The sequence below is a fragment of the Bradyrhizobium sp. USDA 4516 genome, assembly GCF_054055915.1.
Window position 1 is genome coordinate 7,609,933 of record NZ_JBSRXT010000001.1, and the last position, 19,204, is coordinate 7,629,136.

The 19,204-nt window shown below is 64.9% G+C and carries 16 protein-coding genes; 6 read left to right on the plus strand and 10 right to left on the minus strand.

Annotated elements, in window-relative coordinates:
• Position 1: 1 nt before the first annotated feature.
• Both ACVI1L_RS35040 and ACVI1L_RS35045 read right to left on the minus strand, forming a co-directional pair.
• Positions 2-199, minus strand: coding sequence for a hypothetical protein (locus ACVI1L_RS35040; protein ID WP_057018643.1), 198 nt, complete (start codon positions 197-199; stop codon positions 2-4).
• Positions 200-473: 274 nt separating this feature from the next.
• A complete protein-coding gene (locus tag ACVI1L_RS35045; RefSeq protein ID WP_057018642.1) occupies positions 474-821 on the minus strand; it encodes a response regulator in 348 nt (115 codons plus the stop codon).
• 661 nt (positions 822-1,482) lie between these two features.
• Between ACVI1L_RS35045 and ACVI1L_RS35050 the strand changes: the two genes are divergently transcribed.
• Positions 1,483-3,894 (plus strand): phosphoketolase family protein, encoded by a 2,412-nt coding sequence (locus tag ACVI1L_RS35050; protein ID WP_456784976.1) that lies wholly within the window; start codon positions 1,483-1,485, stop codon positions 3,892-3,894.
• Between the two features lie 3 nt (positions 3,895-3,897).
• Positions 3,898-5,082, plus strand: coding sequence for an acetate/propionate family kinase (locus ACVI1L_RS35055; RefSeq protein ID WP_456784977.1), 1,185 nt, complete (start codon positions 3,898-3,900; stop codon positions 5,080-5,082).
• 227 nt (positions 5,083-5,309) lie between these two features.
• Here the strand turns inward: ACVI1L_RS35055 and ACVI1L_RS35060 are convergent, their stop codons facing one another.
• Entirely contained in the window at positions 5,310-6,116 is an 807-nt protein-coding gene (locus tag ACVI1L_RS35060) for an enoyl-CoA hydratase/isomerase family protein (RefSeq protein ID WP_253608579.1), read from the minus strand.
• Positions 6,117-6,190: 74 nt separating this feature from the next.
• Between ACVI1L_RS35060 and nthA the strand changes: the two genes are divergently transcribed.
• Genes nthA through ACVI1L_RS35075 form a run of 3 tightly spaced genes read left to right on the plus strand, consistent with a single transcriptional unit; the run spans position 6,191 to position 7,853 of the window.
• Positions 6,191-6,820 (plus strand): nitrile hydratase subunit alpha, encoded by a 630-nt coding sequence (nthA, locus tag ACVI1L_RS35065; RefSeq protein WP_456784978.1) that lies wholly within the window; start codon positions 6,191-6,193, stop codon positions 6,818-6,820.
• Positions 6,817-7,476 carry a nitrile hydratase subunit beta gene (nthB, locus tag ACVI1L_RS35070; RefSeq protein ID WP_456784979.1) on the plus strand — a complete coding sequence of 220 codons (660 nt, stop codon included), beginning with the start codon at positions 6,817-6,819 and terminating at the stop codon, positions 7,474-7,476. The genes nthA and nthB overlap by 4 nt, the downstream gene beginning before the upstream one ends.
• Positions 7,476-7,853, plus strand: coding sequence for a nitrile hydratase accessory protein (locus tag ACVI1L_RS35075; RefSeq protein WP_229192093.1), 378 nt, complete (start codon positions 7,476-7,478; stop codon positions 7,851-7,853). Before nthB ends, ACVI1L_RS35075 begins: the two co-directional genes overlap by 1 nt.
• A gap of 449 nt (positions 7,854-8,302) precedes the next feature.
• Here the strand turns inward: ACVI1L_RS35075 and queC are convergent, their stop codons facing one another.
• The gene (queC, locus tag ACVI1L_RS35080; protein WP_168856406.1) at positions 8,303-9,022 is read right to left on the minus strand and encodes a 7-cyano-7-deazaguanine synthase QueC; all 720 of its coding nucleotides are present in this window, start codon (positions 9,020-9,022) and stop codon (positions 8,303-8,305) included.
• A 128-nt stretch (positions 9,023-9,150) separates the two neighbouring features.
• Between queC and mazG the strand changes: the two genes are divergently transcribed.
• On the plus strand, positions 9,151-9,996 hold the full coding sequence (gene mazG / locus ACVI1L_RS35085; protein ID WP_057016581.1) for a nucleoside triphosphate pyrophosphohydrolase: 846 nt from the start codon (positions 9,151-9,153) through the stop codon (positions 9,994-9,996).
• 157 nt (positions 9,997-10,153) lie between these two features.
• On the opposite strand, the gene mgtE is transcribed toward mazG, so the two are convergent.
• The 6 genes from mgtE to ntrC all read right to left on the minus strand — a co-directional run bounded on the left by mgtE (position 10,154) and on the right by ntrC (position 19,199).
• The gene (mgtE, locus tag ACVI1L_RS35090; protein WP_057016580.1) at positions 10,154-11,524 is read right to left on the minus strand and encodes a magnesium transporter; all 1,371 of its coding nucleotides are present in this window, start codon (positions 11,522-11,524) and stop codon (positions 10,154-10,156) included.
• A gap of 154 nt (positions 11,525-11,678) precedes the next feature.
• The gene (hflX, locus tag ACVI1L_RS35095) at positions 11,679-13,061 is read right to left on the minus strand and encodes a GTPase HflX (RefSeq protein WP_456784980.1); all 1,383 of its coding nucleotides are present in this window, start codon (positions 13,059-13,061) and stop codon (positions 11,679-11,681) included.
• An 11-nt stretch (positions 13,062-13,072) separates the two neighbouring features.
• Positions 13,073-13,321 carry an RNA chaperone Hfq gene (hfq, locus tag ACVI1L_RS35100; protein ID WP_006020546.1) on the minus strand — a complete coding sequence of 83 codons (249 nt, stop codon included), beginning with the start codon at positions 13,319-13,321 and terminating at the stop codon, positions 13,073-13,075.
• Between the two features lie 374 nt (positions 13,322-13,695).
• Entirely contained in the window at positions 13,696-15,066 is a 1,371-nt protein-coding gene (ntrX, locus tag ACVI1L_RS35105; RefSeq protein ID WP_028331957.1) for a nitrogen assimilation response regulator NtrX, read from the minus strand.
• A gap of 17 nt (positions 15,067-15,083) precedes the next feature.
• Positions 15,084-17,567 (minus strand): ATP-binding protein, encoded by a 2,484-nt coding sequence (locus tag ACVI1L_RS35110; protein WP_253590212.1) that lies wholly within the window; start codon positions 17,565-17,567, stop codon positions 15,084-15,086.
• Positions 17,568-17,756: 189 nt separating this feature from the next.
• On the minus strand, positions 17,757-19,199 hold the full coding sequence (gene ntrC / locus ACVI1L_RS35115; RefSeq protein ID WP_050419700.1) for a nitrogen regulation protein NR(I): 1,443 nt from the start codon (positions 19,197-19,199) through the stop codon (positions 17,757-17,759).
• Between the last annotated feature and the right edge of the window lie 5 nt (positions 19,200-19,204).

A 19,204-nucleotide genomic window follows, 5' to 3' on the forward strand; every position in this document is an offset into this window, starting at 1 on the left:
CTCAACACAGGTCAGGGTTCAGGATTCCATATTGGCTTTCCGCCTGCGGGAAGGGTTCCTGCGTCTTGCGGCCCAGAAACGTGCTGGCGCGGCTTTCGGCGAGGAGTTTACGCGCATGCTCGACGACCCGGATCATCCGCTCTGTATCGTCGAGATCACGGTAATTGGAAAGACGATAGATTTGCCGCTCGATGGGCATGGCGTGCTCTCTGTTATGCAGGCGGGAGCACAATCGGTCTCTCAGCCACCGACGTCTACGGGCAAAGCTTTGGCCGGTGATGAGGAGACAACACGCCTCGACCAGGAAAGTTGCCAACAAAGTGCTGTGCCGGAAGCCCGAGGCGCCGGAGATGGCCATTCGGCCAAGCGACAGGCGCCGACGGGCAATTCAGCAAAACAGTTCCTACGGCGTCCTGCCGGATCGGACGCGGCCAGCCCGCGGCGCGTGCACCGATCTGCGTTCAGCTCGCCAGCTATTCGGCGACGCTCATCTGCTTGCACAAGATCCCGAGAGCCTCCGCACACCCGCGCGGCTTGGTTACCACGGGGAGGTGCGCATACTTCTCGGGCAGCGTGCTGGGGTCGTAGCCGGTATACAGGGTGACCGGTGTTCCCATCGCAAGCAGGGTGTCGATCAACTTGTAGGACGAGGTTCCATTGACGTTGATGTCGATCAGCGCGCCGGACGCTCCGGACGCGTGCGGGCGGGCTTCGTCGATCGAAGCGAACGGGCCGACGACGTGATAGCCGGCCTGTCGTGCCAGCGTGGCACAGTCATCGGCAATGAAATACTCGTCCTCCACGATCAAGATCGTACGCATAGCAGTACCTCTGCCAGTTGATCTTCGCGGATGATCGAGGCGTTAACGTTCTCCCGCCGGTTGGGTTTCCCAGGCGCGTCGTTCCGCGCACCGTTAGGACAGCGGTCATGGCCCATTTCAAAGAGCGGGAATTCAAGGCGGAGGGTGGTCCCGATTTTCCAGGCGCGCGCCGTCAGCTACCGGCCACCAGCAACCCGAGGTATAGCCAGAGTACAATTGTCACAGTGATCGTTGCGGCGAAAAAGTAGCGGTCGATGAGATTCATCAACTGCACCTTCGGCTGACTATGGCGGATATCGAATCGCGGTCGAAACATCAGTCGCTGCCGCTTGTCATCTCTCTGCCTGGTTCCGGCATTTACATATGAGAGACCGGTGATCCCGCCCGGAGATGGCTCGTTTGCCGATGCCGAAGAACAAACCAGTCGCCGTCACCGCTAGGGTGTGCGGGTGCGCGGCTCCAAGGCGGCAAACGAAGGAACGAGGGTCGGCGCCTGCGGTTGGAGCCGGCGAACGCAATGCATCAGCCAAGAACCGCAGCCAAGAACCGCCGCCGCTATCGCTGCCCGACGTCCCGCCCGGCCCCGCCATCAGTCGAGCACGATCATCACCGGCGGATCAACCTGTAGCTGTTGTGATAGTTTTGGGGAGGAGTTGGCTCCATGAAAGCAACCATCGAACAAAGAACGACCGCCGGCAATCTCGACCTGCTCGACCGCTACTGGCGCGCCGCCAATTACCTTTCGGTCGGGCAAATCTATCTTCTCGACAATCCGCTGCTCGGCGAGCCGCTGCGCAAGGAACACATCAAGCCCCGCCTGCTCGGCCATTGGGGCACCACGCCGGGCCTGAATTTCGTCTATGCCCATCTCAATCGGGTCATTCGCGCGCGCGATCTCAACGTCATCTACATTTGCGGTCCGGGACACGGCGGTCCGGGCATGGTGGCGAACACATATCTCGAGGGCACCTATAGCGAGATCTATCCCGATGTCGGCCGCGACATCGACGGTCTGCGCAAACTGTTCCGGCAATTTTCCTTCCCCGGCGGTATTCCAAGCCACGCCGCACCGGAAACGCCCGGCTCCATCCACGAGGGTGGCGAACTCGGCTATTCGCTGGTCCACGCCTATGGCGCGGCATTCGACAATCCCAATCTGATCGTGGCCTGCGTCGTCGGCGATGGCGAGGCGGAAACCGGTCCGCTCGCTGCATCCTGGCACTCGAACAAGTTCCTGAATCCCGCGCGCGACGGCGCGGTGCTGCCGATCCTGCATCTCAACGGCTACAAGATCGCCAATCCGACGGTGCTCGGGCGGATGGGCGACGAGGAAATCCGCAACCTCTTTCGCGGCTACGGACATGAGCCGCTTTTCGTCGAGGGCGACGATCCGATGCCGATGCATCGCGCCATGGCCGCTGCCCTGGATGAGGCGCTTGCAGCCATTCACAAGATCCAAACCGAGGCGCGCGGCGGCAAACGATCGGAGCGGCCGCGCTGGCCGATGATCGTGCTGCGCAGTCCGAAGGGTTGGACCGGACCGAAGGAAGTCGACGGGCTCAAAGTCGAGGGCTTTTGGCGCGCGCACCAGGTGCCGATCGCGCAAGTCCGCGACAACCCCGCGCATCTCAGGCTGCTTGAAGACTGGATGCGCAGCTATCATCCAGAGCAACTGTTCGACAAGGATGGTGCGCTGATCCCGGAGCTCCAGGCCCTCGCCCCGACCGCGAACCGCCGGATGGGCGCCAATCCGCACGCCAATGGCGGCCTTCTGAAACGCGAGCTCCGGCTGCCGGATTACCGCGCATTTGCCGTCGACGTGAAGCATCCGGGTCAGACGGTCGCCGCAGCGACCCACGAGCTCGGAAAATACCTGCGCGATGTCCTCAAGCTGAATGCCGATACCGGCAATTTCCGCATCATGGGGCCTGACGAAACCGCCTCGAACCGGCTGGATGCCGTATTCGAAGCCACAGACCGGGTCTGGATGGAGCCGACCGAGCCGTATGATGTCCATCTCGCTCAAGACGGCCGTGTCATGGAAGTCCTCAGCGAGCATCTCTGCCAGGGCTGGCTGGAGGGCTATCTATTGACCGGACGCCATGGCTTCTTCTCCTGCTATGAAGCGTTCATCCACATCGTGGATTCAATGTTCAACCAGCACGCCAAATGGCTGAAGGTCTCGCGCCAATTAGCGTGGCGGCGTCCGATCGCCTCGCTCAATTACCTGCTGACGTCGCATGTCTGGCGCCAGGATCACAACGGTTTCAGCCACCAGGATCCCGGCTTTGTCGATCTGGTCACCAACAAGAAGGCCGACATCGTCCGTGTCTATTTCCCGCCCGACGCCAACACGCTGCTATGGGTCGCCGATCACTGCCTGCGGACCTACGATCGGATCAATGTCATTGTCGCCGGCAAACAACCGTCCGCGCAATGGCTTTCGATGCAGGACGCCGCCACCCATTGCGACGCTGGCATTGGCATCTGGACGTGGGCCGGAACCGGGGATGCCACAAGCGAGCCCGATGTCGTGATGGCTTGCGCGGGTGACGTTCCGACGCTGGAGACGCTTGCCGCCGTTGATCTGCTGCACAAGGCCCTCCCCGACCTCAAGATCCGCGTGGTCAACGTCGTCGACCTGATGACGCTGCAGCCGATGCAACAGCACCCTCATGGCCTCAGCGATCGCGACTTCGACAGCCTGTTCACGCGCGATCGCCCCGTCATCTTTGCCTACCATGGCTACCCGTATCTCATCCACCGGCTCACCTATGGCCGGGCCAATCACGACAACATGCACGTGCGCGGCTTTGTCGAGGAAGGCACGACGACCACACCTTTCGACATGGTCGTTCTCAATGGGCTCGACCGCTATCATCTCGCGATCGAGGTGATCGAGCGCGTGCCGGGGCTCGCCACCAAGGCCGCACAGATCAAGCAAGGATACCGGGATGCCCTGATCGCGCATGCGCGATATGTGCGCGAGCATGGCGAGGACATGCCGGAGGTTCGAGACTGGGTCTGGCCGAACGGCACCGGCGGCGCCACCCCTGCCAAATCCGGCGGTTGAGCCATGCCGACCTCCAATGCGGTTCTGGTCGTCAACTCCGGCTCGTCGAGCATCAAGTTCGGCGTTTTCGATGCTTCACATGCCGATCCCAAGCTGCTCTGCAAGGCGCAGATCGATGAGCACGAGGGCGCCTCGCGATTGGTCTTCACCGATCCGGCTGGCCGCGCGTCGTTCGCGTTGGAGCAAGCCGAACCAGATGCGTCGCCCGATCGGCTGTTCGCCGATGTCCTGGCACGGATCGAACATCATCTCGGCGAGCGGCTGCGTGCCGTCGGGCATCGCGTCGTACACGGCGGCCGCGAATTTCCGCGACCGGTCGAAGTCAACCGGACGGTGCTTGCCGTCCTCGACGCCCTCACCCCGCTGGCGCCGCTGCATCAGCCTCGCTGCCTGACGCCAATCCGGGCAATCAGCGCGATCCGGCCGGAACTGATGCAGGTCGCATGCTTTGACACGTCGTTCCATCATGGCCTCGCGCCGCCCGTCAATCGGTTTGCGATCCCGAGACATCTCGAACGCGCCGGCATTCGGCGCTACGGCTTTCACGGTCTCTCCTTTGAATATGTCGCGGGCCGCCTTGCCGACATCTCGCCGGAGCTTTCCTCGAAGCGCGCCGTGGTGGCGCATCTCGGCAATGGCGCGAGCCTGTGCGCCATGCGCAACGGCCGGAGCATCGACACCACGATGGGTCTGACGCCGCTCGACGGCCTGGTCATGGGGACCCGTTGCGGCACGATCGATCCGGGCGTTCTGCTTTACCTCCAGCAGCAGAACGGCATGTCGGTCGACGACCTTGAGCAGCTGCTTTATCACCAATCGGGGCTGCTCGGCGTTTCGGGCATCTCCTCCGACATGCGTGTCTTGCTCGCCAGCCAGGAGCCCGCCGCGAAGGAAGCGGTTGATCTCTTCACGTTCCGCATCGCGCAGCAGGTCGTCGCGATGGCTGGCACGCTGGGCGGACTGGAATGCCTGGTGTTCACCGGCGGTATCGGCGAGCACGCGGGCGAAGTTCGCAGCCAGGTCTGCGAACGCCTGCGATGGCTGGGTGTCCAGCTCGATCCATGCGCCAACGCCGCGGCAGAGCTGCACATTGCTGGCAAGGACAGTTCAGTGGACGTGCTCGTCATGGCGACAAACGAGGAAGCAACGATCGCTCGCCACTGCGCAGCCTTGATCTCGGGAACCTAGGATCGAGAGGCGCGATTCACATAGGCAAATGCGGATGCCGGTGATGGGCGCATGGTGCGCGCTGCCTGCTCGGTCTCGACAACGGTGCAGGCGGATGACCCCAGCGTCGGCCCCAGGGCCCGCAAAGGTGCTGGGGTCGTCTCCGCACCGCAAAGGCCCTGACGCACCGGCCCGGCGTCAGGGCCTTCGCCATTCCGAAGCCTGGAAAGGCTCTTGAACGACACGCATCAGCGCCCCTTGAAGCGCGGCTTCCGCCGTCCGAGGAAGGCCGCGACGCCTTCCTTGTGATCCTCGGTCAGGCTCGCCAGCGCGAACTGGTCGAGGTCCATGTGGCTGGCGAGATCGTCGAGCGCATGTGCGAGCCGGTTGACCGTCAGCTTGGTCATCGCGACCGAGATCGGCGGCTGGGCAGCGACCTTGGCCGCGAGCGCCATCGCGATGTCATATGACTTTCCAGGATCGGTCACCTGCTCCACCAGGCCCCACTCGTAGGCCTCCTCGGCCGAGATCCGGTCGTCGGCCAGGATCACCGCCTGCTTGGTGCGCGCCGGTCCCATCAGATGCAGCATGCGCGGCACGCTCTGCCAGCTCATGTTCATGCCGAGCGCGATTTCCGGCACCCGCATATGCGCGTCGCGCGCCATGACGCGGAAATCCAGCGCGACCGCGAGTGCCACGCCGCCGCCGACGCAAAAGCCCTCGATCGCGCCGATCGTGACCTGCTCCATGTCCTGCCAGGCGCGCGTCAGCCGCGGCCCGAGCTTCAGGTGCCGGCGCAGCGTGCCCATGTCCATGGTCTGGCGAGAACGCCCCTCGGCGTCCTTGAGGTCGAAGCCGGCGCTGAACGATTTGGCGCCGCCGGTCAGCACCACCACCGAGGTCTCGCTATCGTCCTCGAAACTGCGCGCTGCGTCGGTCAGCTGCCGCAGCGCCTCCGGCGACAGCGCGTTGATACCGTCGCCGCGGTCGAACCGCACCACGGCGATGCGGCCCTCCGGCCCGAGGCCTTTCTCGATCGTCACATAGTCAACCACGCATACCTCCCCGCTCGCATTCTTGTGTACTGCCTGCCTCGACATAGCACGACGGTTTCGCCTATTCTGTGGGCATGAGCGAACATGATCATCACCACCACGATCACGACCATTCTGAACTGTCGGAGACCGAACTGCGCGTCCGTGCGCTGGAATCGATCCTGACCGAGAAGGGCTATGTCGAGGCTGCCGCGCTCGACGCCATCGTGCAGGCCTATGAGACCAAGATCGGCCCGCATAACGGCGCCCGGGTCGTCGCCAAGGCCTGGACCGATCCCGCCTTCAAGAAGGCGCTGCTCGAGGACGCCAGCAAGGCGGTCGGCACCCTCGGCCATGTCAGCCGGGTCGGCGACCATCTGGTCGCGATCGAGAATACACCCGGCCGCCACAACATGGTCGTCTGCACATTGTGCTCCTGTTATCCTTGGGAAATGCTCGGGCTGCCGCCGGTCTGGTACAAGGCGTCGCCGTATCGCTCGCGCGCGGTCAAGGATCCGCGCGGCGTGCTCGCCGATTTCGGCGTCAGCCTGCAGAAGGAGACGGAAATCCGGGTCTGGGATTCGACCGCGGAAACGCGTTTCCTGGTGCTGCCGATGCGGCCCGAAGGCACCGAGGGCTGGAGCGAAGACCAGCTCGCCGAGCTGGTGACGCGCGATTCCATGATCGGCACCGGCTTTCCCAAGAAACCGGGGGCGCCGTCATGAACGGCGTCCACGACATGGGCGGCATGGACGGGTTCGGCAAGGTCGAGCCCGAGCCGAACGAGCCGATGTTCCATGAGGAATGGGAATCCCGGGTGCTCGCCATGGTCCGTGCGATGGGCGCAGCCGGCGCCTTCAACATCGACGCCTCGCGCTTCTATCGCGAGACCCTGCCGCCGCAGGTCTATCTGTCGAGCTCCTACTACAGGAAATGGCTGCTCGGGCTGGAGGCCCTGCTGCTCGACAAGGGCTTCGTCTCGAACGACGATGTCGCCGCCGGACGTTCCGTCGCGCCGGCGAAATCGCTCAAGCACGGCAAGTTCTCCGTCGCCGATGTCGAGCGCGTGATGGTGCGCGGCAAGTTCGGCCGCGCCGCGCCGGGACCTGCGAAATTCAAGGCCGGCGATCGGGTGCGGGCGAAGAACATCCATCCCGCGACGCACACACGGCTGCCACGCTACGTGCGCGGTCACGTCGGGGTGGTCGAGCGCGATCATGGCTGTCACGTATTTCCCGATACCGTGGCCAACGACGCCGGCGAACATCCGCAGTGGCTGTACACCGTCGTGTTCGACGGACGCGAGCTGTGGGGCCCGGACTCCGATCCGACCATCAAGGTCTCGATCGACGCGTTCGAGCCGTATCTGGAGGCCGTGTGATGGATGCAGGTGCCGCCGCGCGCGCCACCAGCGCAGTGTCCAGCATTCCCCGCGACCAGGACGGCCCGGTGTTCCGTGCACCGTGGGAGGCGCAGGCGTTCGCCATGGCCTTGACGCTGCATGACCGCGGCGTGTTCACCTGGCCCGAATGGGCCGCCGCGCTCGCCGACCAGATCAAGCGCGCGCAGGCGGCCGGCGATCCCGACACCGGCGAGACCTATTACCAGCACTGGCTCGCGACGCTCGAACATCTCGTCGCCGCCAAGGGCGTCACGACGCATGAGACACTGCACCGCTACCGCGACGCCTGGGACCACGCCGCCGACCGCACCCCGCACGGCCAGCCGATCGTGCTGACGGCGGGGGATTTCGAGTAGCCTCGAATGCCATGATTACCTACATGCGCATGCGCGGGTGATGTCATCGCGTGGTGGGTCGCCTTGAATCGCGAACTCATCCTCATCGTCGTCCCGGCGAAGGCCGGGACCCATAACCCCAAATGCAAATTGTTACGCGATGCTGGAACGACGAGTCCCACCCACAACGCCTGCCGCGGCGTATGGGTCCCGGCCTTCGCCGGGACGACGACGGGGAGAGAACCGCGCGCACGGATTCCAGAGACGGGAGTGCTGGAGCCGAGAAGCCGCAGCATACCGGATCGCCCGGTCGAGCCGGGCCTGGGACGATTTCTGGATAATAGAAGAATACCGCTGAGTTGCCCGACGTGTCAAGTTGCCGTGTCGAACGCCGGCAGCCGCCGACTCCTTTGCATGGGGTTGTTTTCGATATTTTGGCCGTGCGCCCCTGCGGGGCCATCAGTCCACGGTTACGGGCCACCCTGCGCGACGTACTCCCGCCAGCCCTTGGCCCGCAGGCTGCAGGCCGGGCATTCGCCGCAGCCATAGCCCCAATCGTGCTGCGCGCCGCGTTCGCCGAGATAGCAGGTGTGCGAGTGCTCGCGGATCAGGTCGACCAGCCCTGCTCCGCCGAGCTCGTGCGCGAGCCGCCAGGTCGCGGCCTTGTCGAGCCACATCAGCGGCGTGTGCAGCTCGAAATCCCTGGCCATGCCGAGATTGAGCGCGGACTGCAATGCCTTGATGGTCTCGTCGCGGCAATCCGGGTAGCCGGAATAGTCGGTCTCGCACATGCCGCCGATGATGTGGCGGATCCCCCGCCGATAGGCGAGCGCCCCAGCGAAGGTGAGGAACACGAGGTTGCGGCCGGGCACGAAGGTGTTCGGCAAGCCGTCCGCGCCCATTTCGATCGCGACGTCGCGGGTCAGCGCGGTGTCGGAAATCTCGGACAGCGTCGGGATATCAAGCGTGTGGCTGTCGCCGAGTTTCGCAGACCATTCCGGCCGGACCCGCCTGATCCCGGCCAGCAGCTGGTCCCGGCAATCGAGCTCGATCGCGTGGCGCTGGCCGTAGGTGAAGCCGAGCATCTCGACGCGGGCAAAGCGCGACAAGGCCCAGGCAAGGCACGTGGTGGAATCCTGGCCGCCGGAAAACAGCACCAGCGCGGTGTCGGAAGCATTCTGATCGGTCATGGAACGCGATTTAGCACCTGACGGCGCCGTGGCCAATCCGTGGACAGCGTCGCGATTCCGGCGTGTTTTACTGGGATCGGGAGGGGTGTATTGGCATAAAGCCAATACCTCTTTGATGCCGGTGCCCCATGACCCCATCCCGCGACATTTCCCGCCTGATCGAGATCATGGCTGCGCTGCGCACGCCGGTGACCGGCTGCCCCTGGGACCTCGTGCAGAATTTCGAGACCATCGCGCCCTACACGATCGAGGAGGCCTATGAGGTTGCGGATGCGATCACGCGCGGCGATCTCGACGATTTGCGCGAGGAGCTCGGCGACCTGCTGTTGCAGGTGGTCTATCACGCCAGGATGGCCGAGGAGCAGAACGCGTTCGCGTTCGGCGATGTGGTCGAGGCGATCACCAGGAAGATGATCCGCCGTCATCCGCACGTCTTCGCCGACAAGGACGGCAATATCCAGCCGGCCGGCGTCAAGAGCGCCTGGGAACGGATCAAGGCCGAGGAGAAGGCCGAGCGCGCCGCGCGGCGGCCGCCCGAAGAGACTGCGCACAAATCGCTGCTGGCGAGCGTGAAGGCGGGCCTGCCTGCCCTGACGCGCGCGATGGAGCTGCAGCGCAAGGCGTCCACCGTCGGCTTCGACTGGAACGACCCGCGCGCGGTGCTCGCCAAGATCCGCGAGGAGGCCGACGAGATCGAGGCCGCGCTCGACCGCAACGACAAGGCGGAGATCGCGGAGGAAACCGGCGACCTGATGTTCGCGCTGGTCAACCTCGCCCGCCACGTCGACGCCGATCCGGAAGCGGCGCTGCGTGCGACCAACGCCAAGTTCGAGCGGCGCTTTGCCTATATCGAGAAGGCGCTGGCGGCGCAGGGGCGTTCGCTGGAGGGGGCATCGCTGGAGGAGATGGACGCGTTGTGGAATGAAGCCAAAACCGCCGTCGTCCCGGCGAACGCCGGGACCCATACCGCGTGATCTAACGGATAGTCGACGGTATCAATCCCACGCATCGCCAGAGATTCAGCGAGGCGAGCAAGATGCAGAACTTCCGCTGCACTCAACAACGATGGCCGGTGGTCATGGGTCCCTGCTTTCGCAGAGACGACACCGAGGTTGAAGGCGCAGGCTCAGCCTACAACAGCGTCCCGCGCAGGATCACCGCGGCAACGCCGAAATAGATCACGAGACCGGTGACGTCGACCAGTGTCGCGACGAACGGTGCCGACGCGCTGGCCGGGTCGAAGCCGATGCGCTTGAGGATGAAGGGCAGCATCGAGCCGCACAGCGATCCGAAGGTGACGATGCCGATCAGTGCGGTGCCGACGGTCGCTGCGACGAGCACCCAATGCGGGCCGTAGTCGAACAGGCCGAGCGTCTGCCAGAGCGTGATCCTGACGACGCCGATCAGGCCGAGAATGGCGCCGAGCACGATGCCTGTCGGCAATTCCCGCACGGCGACACGCCACCAGTCGCGCAGCCGCACCTCGTGCAGTGCCAGCGAACGGATCAACAGCGAGGTTGCCTGGGAGCCGGAATTGCCGCCCGAGCTCATGATCAACGGGATGAAGAGCGTCAGGACGATCGCCTTCTCGAGCTCACTCTGGTACGACTGCATTGCGGTCGCGGTCAGCATTTCCGACAGGAACAGTGCGCACAGCCAGCCGGCGCGCTTCTTGATCATCTCGCCGAAACCGATCCGCAAATACGGCTCGTCGATCGCTTCCATGCCGCCGAACTTCTGGGCGTCCTCGGTCGATTCCTCGACGATGGCGTCGATGACGTCGTCGACCGTGACGATGCCGAGGATATGGCCGGGGCCGTCGACGACGGCGACGGCGAGCAGGTCGTAGCGCGAGATCAGCCGCGCCGCCTCCATGCGGTCGGCCTCCGGCGAGATCATCAACGGCTTCCGCGCCGGCGCCGCGGTCAGCACATTGGCGTGCGGATCGCCCGAGATCAGGCGGCGCAGCGGCACGGCCTGGATCAGGGTCTTCTTGACCGGGTCGATCACGAAGATCGAGTAGACGGTCTCGCGGGTGCGCTCGACCATCCGGATGTGATGCAGGACCTCGGCGATGGTCCAGCTCGAGGGCACGCTGACGAACTCGGTCGTCATGATGCTGCCGGCGCTGCGCTCGGGATAGGCCAACAGCCCGGAGATGACGTTGCGGGTCTCCGGATTGAGCCCGTTCAGCAGCGTGGTGCGCAGCGGCTCGACCAGCTCCTTGAAGATATCGGCGGCACGGTCGTCGGAGACGCCCGACAGCAGCGAGACCGCGGTATCCTTCGGCAGCTCGGCGAGGATCTCGCAGGTGTTGTCGAGTCCGGGCAGGTCAAGCACCTCGATCGCCTTCTCGGCCGGCAGCGATCGCAGCAGCTTCGCGGCATCCGCGGGCTCCCGGGCATTGAGCGCCTCGACGATTTCGGGCGCCCGCTCCTGGGCAAGATCACCGCTCTGGCCGGCGAGCGTCTCTTTCGTGATGGTTTCGCTGGTGTCCTGCATCGATCCGCCTCGGCTTCGCGTTCTGCAGCGCAATGAACCAAGGCGGCGCGGATTTCAAACAGAAAGTGCGACGCCGCGTCGCAGGCGCATCGGCGCCCTGCAACGTCACGGCATCGTCATATTTCGGAAGATTGCAGGGCCCGTATTCGAGGGCTTACGCCTCGTAGGGGACAGCGGCGAACCGGCTCATCACGATGTCGCGCTTGGTCTCGTCGACGCGCACCGTCATGTCGAAGCGCTCGCCATGCAGCTCCTTGTTCAGAACCTCGGCATTGCGGTGCAGCCAGCTGATGCCGGCGCCATCGGAGGCGTCGATCGAAAGATTGAGCGTCGAGCGCTTGGCCGCGAGGCGATCCTCGATCGCGGCGAGCAGCGCATCGATCCCCTCGCCTGTTGCGGCCGAAACCAGGAAGCATGGCCGCTCCGGCGGACGGCGCGCGGCGATATTGCGCAAATTGTCCCGCTCCTCGGGATCGAAGCGGTCGATCTTGTTCCAGACCTCGATGATGCGCTGGCCACCGTCGGCATCGGGATCGATGCCGAGCTGGCGCAACACCGCCTCGACGTCGCGCTCCTGCGCCTCCGCGTCCTCATGGGAGATGTCGCGGACATGCAGGATGATGTCGGCTTCCAGCACCTCTTCCAGCGTGGCGCGGAACGCGGCCACCAGCTGGGTCGGCAAATTGGAGATGAAGCCGACCGTGTCCGACAGCATCGCCTTGCCGCCATGCGGCAGGTTGAGCGCGCGCAGGGTCGGGTCGAGCGTCGCAAACAGCATGTCCGCGGCCTGCACGTCGGCGCGGGTCAGGCGGTTGAACAGCGTCGATTTGCCGGCATTGGTGTAGCCGACCAGCGCCACCACGCGATACGGCACGCGCTGGCGGCCGGCGCGATGCAGCCGCCGCGTCGCCTGCACCTTCTTCAACTCGCCTTCGAGCTTGGTGATGCGCTCGCTGATCAGGCGGCGGTCGGCCTCGATCTGGGTTTCGCCGGGGCCACCCATGAAGCCGAAGCCGCCACGCTGGCGCTCGAGATGGGTCCAGGACCGCACCAGACGGCTGCGCTGATAGTTGAGATGGGCGAGCTCGACCTGCAGCGCGCCTTCCTTGGTCTTGGCGCGGCGGCCGAAGATTTCCAGGATCAGGCCGGTGCGGTCGAGCACCTTGGTGCTCCAGGCCTTCTCGAGATTGCGCTGCTGGATCGGCGACAGCGCGCAATCCATCACCACGAGCTCGACCTGGTTGCTGGTGACGAGCCCGTTGATCTCCTCGACCTTGCCCTTGCCGAGGTAAGTCGCGGGCCGGATCTGGCTGATCGGCGCGATCACGGAGTCCACCACCGTGAGGTCGATCGCACCGGCGAGGCCGGCGGCTTCCTCGATCCGCGCTTCATAGTCGCGGACAGAGGAATCCGTTTGCGCATCGCCGTCGCCACGGCGCGTGCGCAGGTACGGGCCGATGACGATCACCCGCCCGGTGCTGCCGTCCCCCGCCGACCGGGCACGGTCGGCGCCCCCTTCACGATTGAAGGGTTCCAATCAGTTCACTCTCAAGCCGGTGCGTCCTCACCACCTTCGAACAACTGAATCGGAGCTCCGGGCATGATGGTCGAGATCGCGTGCTTGTAGACCAGCTGCGAGTGACCGTCGCGCCGCAGCAGCAAGCAGAAATTGTCGAACCATGTGACAATGCCCTGCAGCTTTACTCCGTTGACCAGAAATATCGTCAGTGGCGTCTTGGTTTTACGAACGTGATTAAGGAAGGTGTCTTGTAGATTTTGTGCGCGGTCTGCCGCCATTGTTTTTGTCCCGCAAGCTTGTGCTTCTTTTTATTGAACCGGTTGTTGCTCTCTGACGGAGCCTCCTCCGGCTGCCCACCTGCCACGAGATCCCCCTCCGGCAGGCATAGCGGTAGGATTAGAGGCTACGCGCGGTTTTTAGGCAAGCTAGTTCGCGGTGCAGTCGGTAGGAACACGGTGGCAATTCTAAGAAAGTGCGGGGAAGGAGACGAATATTCTCGTGGAGAGTGGATAAATCCCCGGTTGTACCGGCCCCGCCCTCGCCCCGCCGATCGATCCAAACCGCCCCGAGAGCCGCCTGTCGGCTCCCCGGCGGGTGACCGCCGGGGCTTCGCTTCGAGCCGCCAGCGGACTGCCGGCCTGCCGCGCCGGGGTCAGCCGACCCCGAGCGCCTTCAGCTTGCGATGCAGCGCCGAGCGCTCCATGCCGACGAACTCCGCGGTGCGCGAGATATTGCCGGAGAAGCGGCTGATCTGGGCGATCAGATAGTCGCGCTCGAACACCTCGCGCGCCTCGCGCAACGGCAGGCCCATGATGTGCTCGCCATTGTTGGAGGTCGGCATCGCCGGCACCATCGAGCCGACGTCCTGCGGCAGCATGTCGGCGGTGATGATCGCCTCCGGACCGCCGCCGGCCAGGATCATCACGCGCTCGACATTGTTGCGGAGCTGGCGGACGTTGCCCGGCCAGACGTGCGACTGCAGGACCGCCATCGCGTCCTGCCCGATCTGCCGCTTCGGCAGGCCGGTGGCGGCCGAGATCTGGTCCATGAAATAGTCGATCAGCTCGGGGATGTCCTCGCGTCGCTCCGACAGCGGCGGCACCCGGATCGGCACCACCGAGAGGCGATGATAGAGGTCCTCGCGGAAGCGGCCTGCGGCGATCTCCTCCTCGAGATTGCGCGCGGTCGAGGAGATGATGCGGACGTCGACATGGACCTTGCCGGTGCCGCCCTGGCGCTGGAAGGTCTGATCGACCAGCACGCGCAGAATCTTGTTCTGGGTCTCGCGCGGCATATCCGCGATCTCGTCGATGAACAGCGTGCCGCCATGCGCCTCCTCGAGCGCGCCGGCCTTGCGCTGCTGCTCGCCGTTCGATCCCTCGATGCCGAACAGCTCGATCTCCATGCGCTCCGGCGTGATCGCGGCCGCATTGATCACCACGAACGGCCCCTCGGCGCGCCCGGAGGCATGGTGCAGCGTGCGCGCGGCAAGCTCCTTGCCGGCGCCGGAGGGACCGACGATCAGGATGCGGCTGTTGGCCTTGGCGGCGCGGTCGATGGTCTGGCGCAGCTGGTTCATGCAGGCCGAGCGGCCGGTCAGGACGCTCGCCGCCGGAGCCAGCTGCTTGAGCTCCTTCACCTCGCGCTTGAGCCGCGAGGTTTCCAGCGCCCGGGTCGCGACCAGGATCAGCCGGTCCGACTTGAACGGCTTCTCGATGAAGTCGTAGGCACCGCGCTTGATCGCGGCGACCGCGGTCTCGATGTTGCCGTGGCCCGAGATCATCACGACGGGCAGATCGGCATTGTCCTTCTTGATCTGCTCGAGCAGCTGCAGGCCGTCGAGCTTGGAGCCCTGCAGCCAGATGTCGAGGAAGACCAGATTGGGCCGGCGATTGGCGATCTCGGCGAGCGCCGAGTCGCTGTCGCGCGCGGTGCGCGTGGAAAAGCCCTCATCGTCCAGAATACCCGCAACGAGGTCGCGAATGTCAGCTTCGTCGTCGACAATCAGAATGTCACTTGCCATGGGTTACACCTGCCTTGTCAGTCGCTCGTCGCGGCTTTGAATTTTGGCTTTTGCGCATTTGGCTCTTGATTGTTTGGCCCCTGATCAGCGGGATCTCGGATAGGTTCTTGGATTGGTTCTTGGGTCGGTTCTTGGATTTTTGGTTCATTGTTGGTCGCTTGCGCCGGGCCGTTGGTCGGCTCCTCCGGCGGATTTTTTTCACTTTCCGGTTCGGCCTTGTCCGGTTTGACGTCCGGTTTTTGGTCCTTGCTTTCGGGCTTGTTCTCCGGCTTGGCCGCGTGTCCCGTGACGGCAAAGCGCAGCCGCATCCAGGCACCGCGCTGGCCGTCGCGGAAATCGGAGGCATCCTTGAGCTCGATGCGGCCGCCATGGTCCTCCAGAACGCGGCCGACGATCGCCAGGCCGAGGCCGGTGCCCTTCGCCCGGGTCGTGACATAGGGCTCGAGCAGGCGCGCGCGGGCGACCTTGGGCAGGCCGATGCCGTTGTCGACCACGTCGATCAGGATGTCGTCGTTCGCGCGCTGCGCCACGACGTCGATGCGGCCCTTGCCGAGTTCCTCGCGCGGCACCTGCTCGATCGCCTCGGTGGCGTTCTTGATGATGTTGGTCAGCGCCTGCGAGATCAGCCGGCGGTCGAACTGCGCGGGCAGCGGCGACTGCTTGATGTCGGCCTCGATGTCGAGATCGGGATGCGCGACCTTCATCAGGAACACCGCCTGGCGCACCACGTCGGCGACGTCCTCCCCTTCCATCACCGGCTTCGGCATCCGCGCAAAGCGCGAGAACTCGTCGACCATCCGCCTGATGTCGTCGACCTGGCGCACGATGGTATCGGTGCACTGCTCGAAGATCGACTTGTCCTTCTCCTCGGTGATGGTCTTGCCGAACTTGCGGCGGATGCGCTCGGCGGAGAGCTGGATCGGGGTCAGCGGGTTCTTGATCTCGTGGGCGATGCGGCGGGCGACGTCGCCCCAGGCCGAGGTGCGCTGCGCCGACACCAGCTCGGTGATGTCGTCGAGTGTGATGATGTAGCTGTCGCGCGACTGGCTGGTCTGCTCGGCCGAGACGCGGACCGACAGATTGCGCTCATGGCCGTCGCGCAGGATCGTGACCTGCCCCTGCACTAGGCGCTGCGTTCCCTCGCGCGCGGTTTTCATCATCTCGTCGAGCTCGGGCAACACGTCCGAGAGCGGATGGCCGAGCGTCTCCGATTCGGCGTGCCCGATCAGCTTCTCCGCCGAGCGGTTGAGGACGCCGATGGTGCCTGAGGCGTCGACCCCGATGATGCCGGCAGAGGCCGACGACAGCACCGCTTCGATGAAACGGCGGCGGCTGTCGATGGTCTCGCTGGCGTCGACCAGCTCGTTGCGCTGGGTGCGCAGCTCCTGGGTCATCTTGTTGAAGATTTCGCCGAGCAGCGCGAGGTCGCTTTCCGACTTGTTGACCGGCACCTGGACATTGAGATTGCCGGTCGAGACCTCGCTCGCCGCACCCATCAGCTGGCGGATCGGCGACACCAGCCCGTTGGCGAAGTTCAGTCCGATCAGCACCGAGGCCATCAGGATGGTCAGCGCGATCACCGCGAACATCAGCGCGAACGCGACCTGGATGCCGAGCCTGCGGGTCTCGAGCTGGGCATATTCGGCCGCGCTGGTCTGGGTCTGCTTGAGCTGGGCAACCACCGCCGGATCGAGCAGCCGCGCCACATACAGGAACATGTCGTCATAGGCCCGCAGGCGGACCACGGAGGCGACGTAGTTTTCCGGAAAGACCGAGATCTTCGGCTCGGTCTCGTTGATGTCCTTCAGGATGTCGGGCGGCGGCGCCTCGTAGTTCAGGCGAACGCCGGTCTCGGCGCTGGCGACGATCTTGCCGTCCTTGTCCATCAGCACCGCGACCGGAAGATTGCGCGACTCGGCGCCGGCCGTCATCAGCTGCAGGAACGTCATGCGATCCTGGTCGTAGAGCGGCCGGGCATGGGCGAGGTCATTGGCCATCGCCAGCGTGTCGCCGTTGATGAGCTGGGCGTGCTCCTGCATGTAGGCACTGGCGATGGTCAGCGAATTCTGGATCACCTGCTTGGTGGGACCCGAGAACAGCCGGTCGAGGCCGCGCTCGATGGTGACGTTGGCGACGATCGACACCAGCACGGCGGGCAGCACCGCGATCACCGAGAACAGGCCGACAATCTGCACATGCAGCCGCGCCGCGGCCCGGCCGCGCCGCCTCGCCTGCACCATCTGCCAGACTTCCCGGACGATGATGCCGACCAGCAGCAGGATGGTGCCGGCATTGATCATCAGGAAGGAGCGGACCACCTCGGACGTGGGCTCGATCGGGGTCAGCCCGGTCAGCACCACGAAGGTCAGGAAGGCGGACAGCAGCGCGATGGCCACGGCAAACGGCGCCAGCCAGCGCCGCAGCGGGAAGCCCCGCGCCTCTGCATTGGGCTCGGCCGACGGGGCGCGTAATGTTGAAGCGGTGGTCTCTGCGCTGGTCATACCGGCAATTGAGCTGAGAGCGATCGCCCGCGGGAATTGCGAACTGATGCAATCATATCACAATGTTGCCGAATTGCGACATTTCCGCGGCGCAAACCCCTGGTGCGGCGCCGTGTCCCCAAAACCATTTGTGACTACTCAATAACGGTAGCGAGCTTGAAGCGAGGCTCGCGCCCCGCCCTGGCAGCCCTAGCCGCCGCTCCGGTAGACTTGGATGTCGAGGTCGCGGATCTTCTTGCGCAGCGTATTGCGGTTCAACCCGAGCAGGTCGGCGGCCCGGATCTGGTTGCCGCGAGTCGCCGCCAGCGCGGCGGTCAGCAGCGGGATCTCGATCTCCTTGAGGATACGGTGGTAGAGGCCCGGCGGCGGCACGCCGTTCGGGAAGCCGGAGAAGTGCGAGGACAGATAGGCCTCGACCGCGCCGCCGAGATTGTCGACGCCGACGGTCGCCGTGCTGCCCGAGGTGACCGCCGGCGGCGCCAGCTCGCCGTCGATGACGGAAGACGTGATGACGTCCTGCGGATAGAGCGCGGCGAGCCGCCGGGCGAGGTTTTCCAGCTCGCGGACGTTGCCCGGCCAGCGGTGCTGCTTGAGCCGCTCGAGCGCCTGGGCGTCGAGCTTCTTCGGCGGCAGGCCGTCCTTCTCGGCGAGCGAGAAGAAGTGCCGGATCAGGTCGGGCAGATCCTCGATGCGCTCGCGCAGCGGCGGCAGCCGCAGCGGCACCACGTTCAGGCGGAAGAACAGATCCTCGCGGAACAGCCCCTGTTGGATCAGGATGCGCAGGTCCTTGTTGGAGGCGGCGACGATGCGGACATCGGTCTTGATTGGGGTGCGGCCGCCGACGGTGGTGTATTCGCCCTGCTGCAGCACGCGGAGCAGCCGGGTCTGCGCCTCCATCGGCATGTCGCCGATCTCGTCGAGGAACAGCGTGCCGCCCTCGGCCTGCTCGAAGCGGCCGGAGGCGCGGGTGTTGGCGCCGGTGAAGGCGCCGCGCTCATGGCCGAACAGCTCCGATTCGATCAGGTCGCGCGGGATCGCCGCCATGTTGACCGCGACGAACGGGCCGTTGCGGCGCCGTCCGTAGTCGTGCAGCGCACGTGCGACCAGCTCCTTGCCGGTGCCTGATTCGCCCGAGATCATCACGGTGAGGTCGGTCTGCATCAGCCGCGCCAGCACGCGGTAGATTTCCTGCATCGCCGGCGAACGGCCGACCAGCGGGATCGAGTCGAACTCGCCGTCATCGGCGGGACTGGAGACCCGCTCCTTCGGCTCGGCCAGCGCGCGGCCGACGATGGTGATCAGCTCCTTCAGGTCGAACGGCTTCGGCAGATATTCGTAGGCGCCGCGCTCGGAGGCCCGGATCGCGGTCATGAAGGTGTTCTGCGCGCTCATCACGATGACCGGCAAATTCGGCCGCATCTTCTTGATCCGCGGCAAGAGATCGAATGCGTTCTCGTCGGGCATCACCACGTCGGTGATGACAAGATCGCCCTCGCCTTGGCTGACCCAGCGCCACAGCGTGGCGGCGTTGCCGGTGAGGCGAACCTCATAGCCGGCGCGCGACAGCGCCTGGTTCAGGACGGTCCGGATGGCGGTGTCGTCGTCAGCGACAAGTATGCTACCTGCAGGCATTGGTG

Excerpts from the sequence above, each read along its gene's own strand:
- ACVI1L_RS35055 (WP_456784977.1), top strand. The coding sequence starts at position 3,898 with ATGCCGACCTCCAATGCGGTTCTGGTCGTCAACTCCGGCTCGTCGAGC.
- hfq (WP_006020546.1), bottom strand. The coding sequence starts at position 13,321 with ATGGCGGCAGACCGCGCACAAAATCTACAAGACACCTTCCTTAATCAC.
- ACVI1L_RS35050 (WP_456784976.1), top strand. The coding sequence starts at position 1,483 with ATGAAAGCAACCATCGAACAAAGAACGACCGCCGGCAATCTCGACCTG.
- ntrX (WP_028331957.1), bottom strand. The coding sequence starts at position 15,066 with ATGGCAAGTGACATTCTGATTGTCGACGACGAAGCTGACATTCGCGAC.
- ACVI1L_RS35110 (WP_253590212.1), bottom strand. The coding sequence starts at position 17,567 with ATGACCAGCGCAGAGACCACCGCTTCAACATTACGCGCCCCGTCGGCC.
- nthA (WP_456784978.1), top strand. The coding sequence starts at position 6,191 with ATGAGCGAACATGATCATCACCACCACGATCACGACCATTCTGAACTG.
- mazG (WP_057016581.1), top strand. The coding sequence starts at position 9,151 with ATGACCCCATCCCGCGACATTTCCCGCCTGATCGAGATCATGGCTGCG.
- ACVI1L_RS35075 (WP_229192093.1), top strand. The coding sequence starts at position 7,476 with ATGGATGCAGGTGCCGCCGCGCGCGCCACCAGCGCAGTGTCCAGCATT.
- mgtE (WP_057016580.1), bottom strand. The coding sequence starts at position 11,524 with ATGCAGGACACCAGCGAAACCATCACGAAAGAGACGCTCGCCGGCCAG.
- ACVI1L_RS35045 (WP_057018642.1), bottom strand. The coding sequence starts at position 821 with ATGCGTACGATCTTGATCGTGGAGGACGAGTATTTCATTGCCGATGAC.
- queC (WP_168856406.1), bottom strand. The coding sequence starts at position 9,022 with ATGACCGATCAGAATGCTTCCGACACCGCGCTGGTGCTGTTTTCCGGC.
- ACVI1L_RS35040 (WP_057018643.1), bottom strand. The coding sequence starts at position 199 with ATGCCCATCGAGCGGCAAATCTATCGTCTTTCCAATTACCGTGATCTC.
- nthB (WP_456784979.1), top strand. The coding sequence starts at position 6,817 with ATGAACGGCGTCCACGACATGGGCGGCATGGACGGGTTCGGCAAGGTC.
- ntrC (WP_050419700.1), bottom strand. The coding sequence starts at position 19,199 with ATGCCTGCAGGTAGCATACTTGTCGCTGACGACGACACCGCCATCCGG.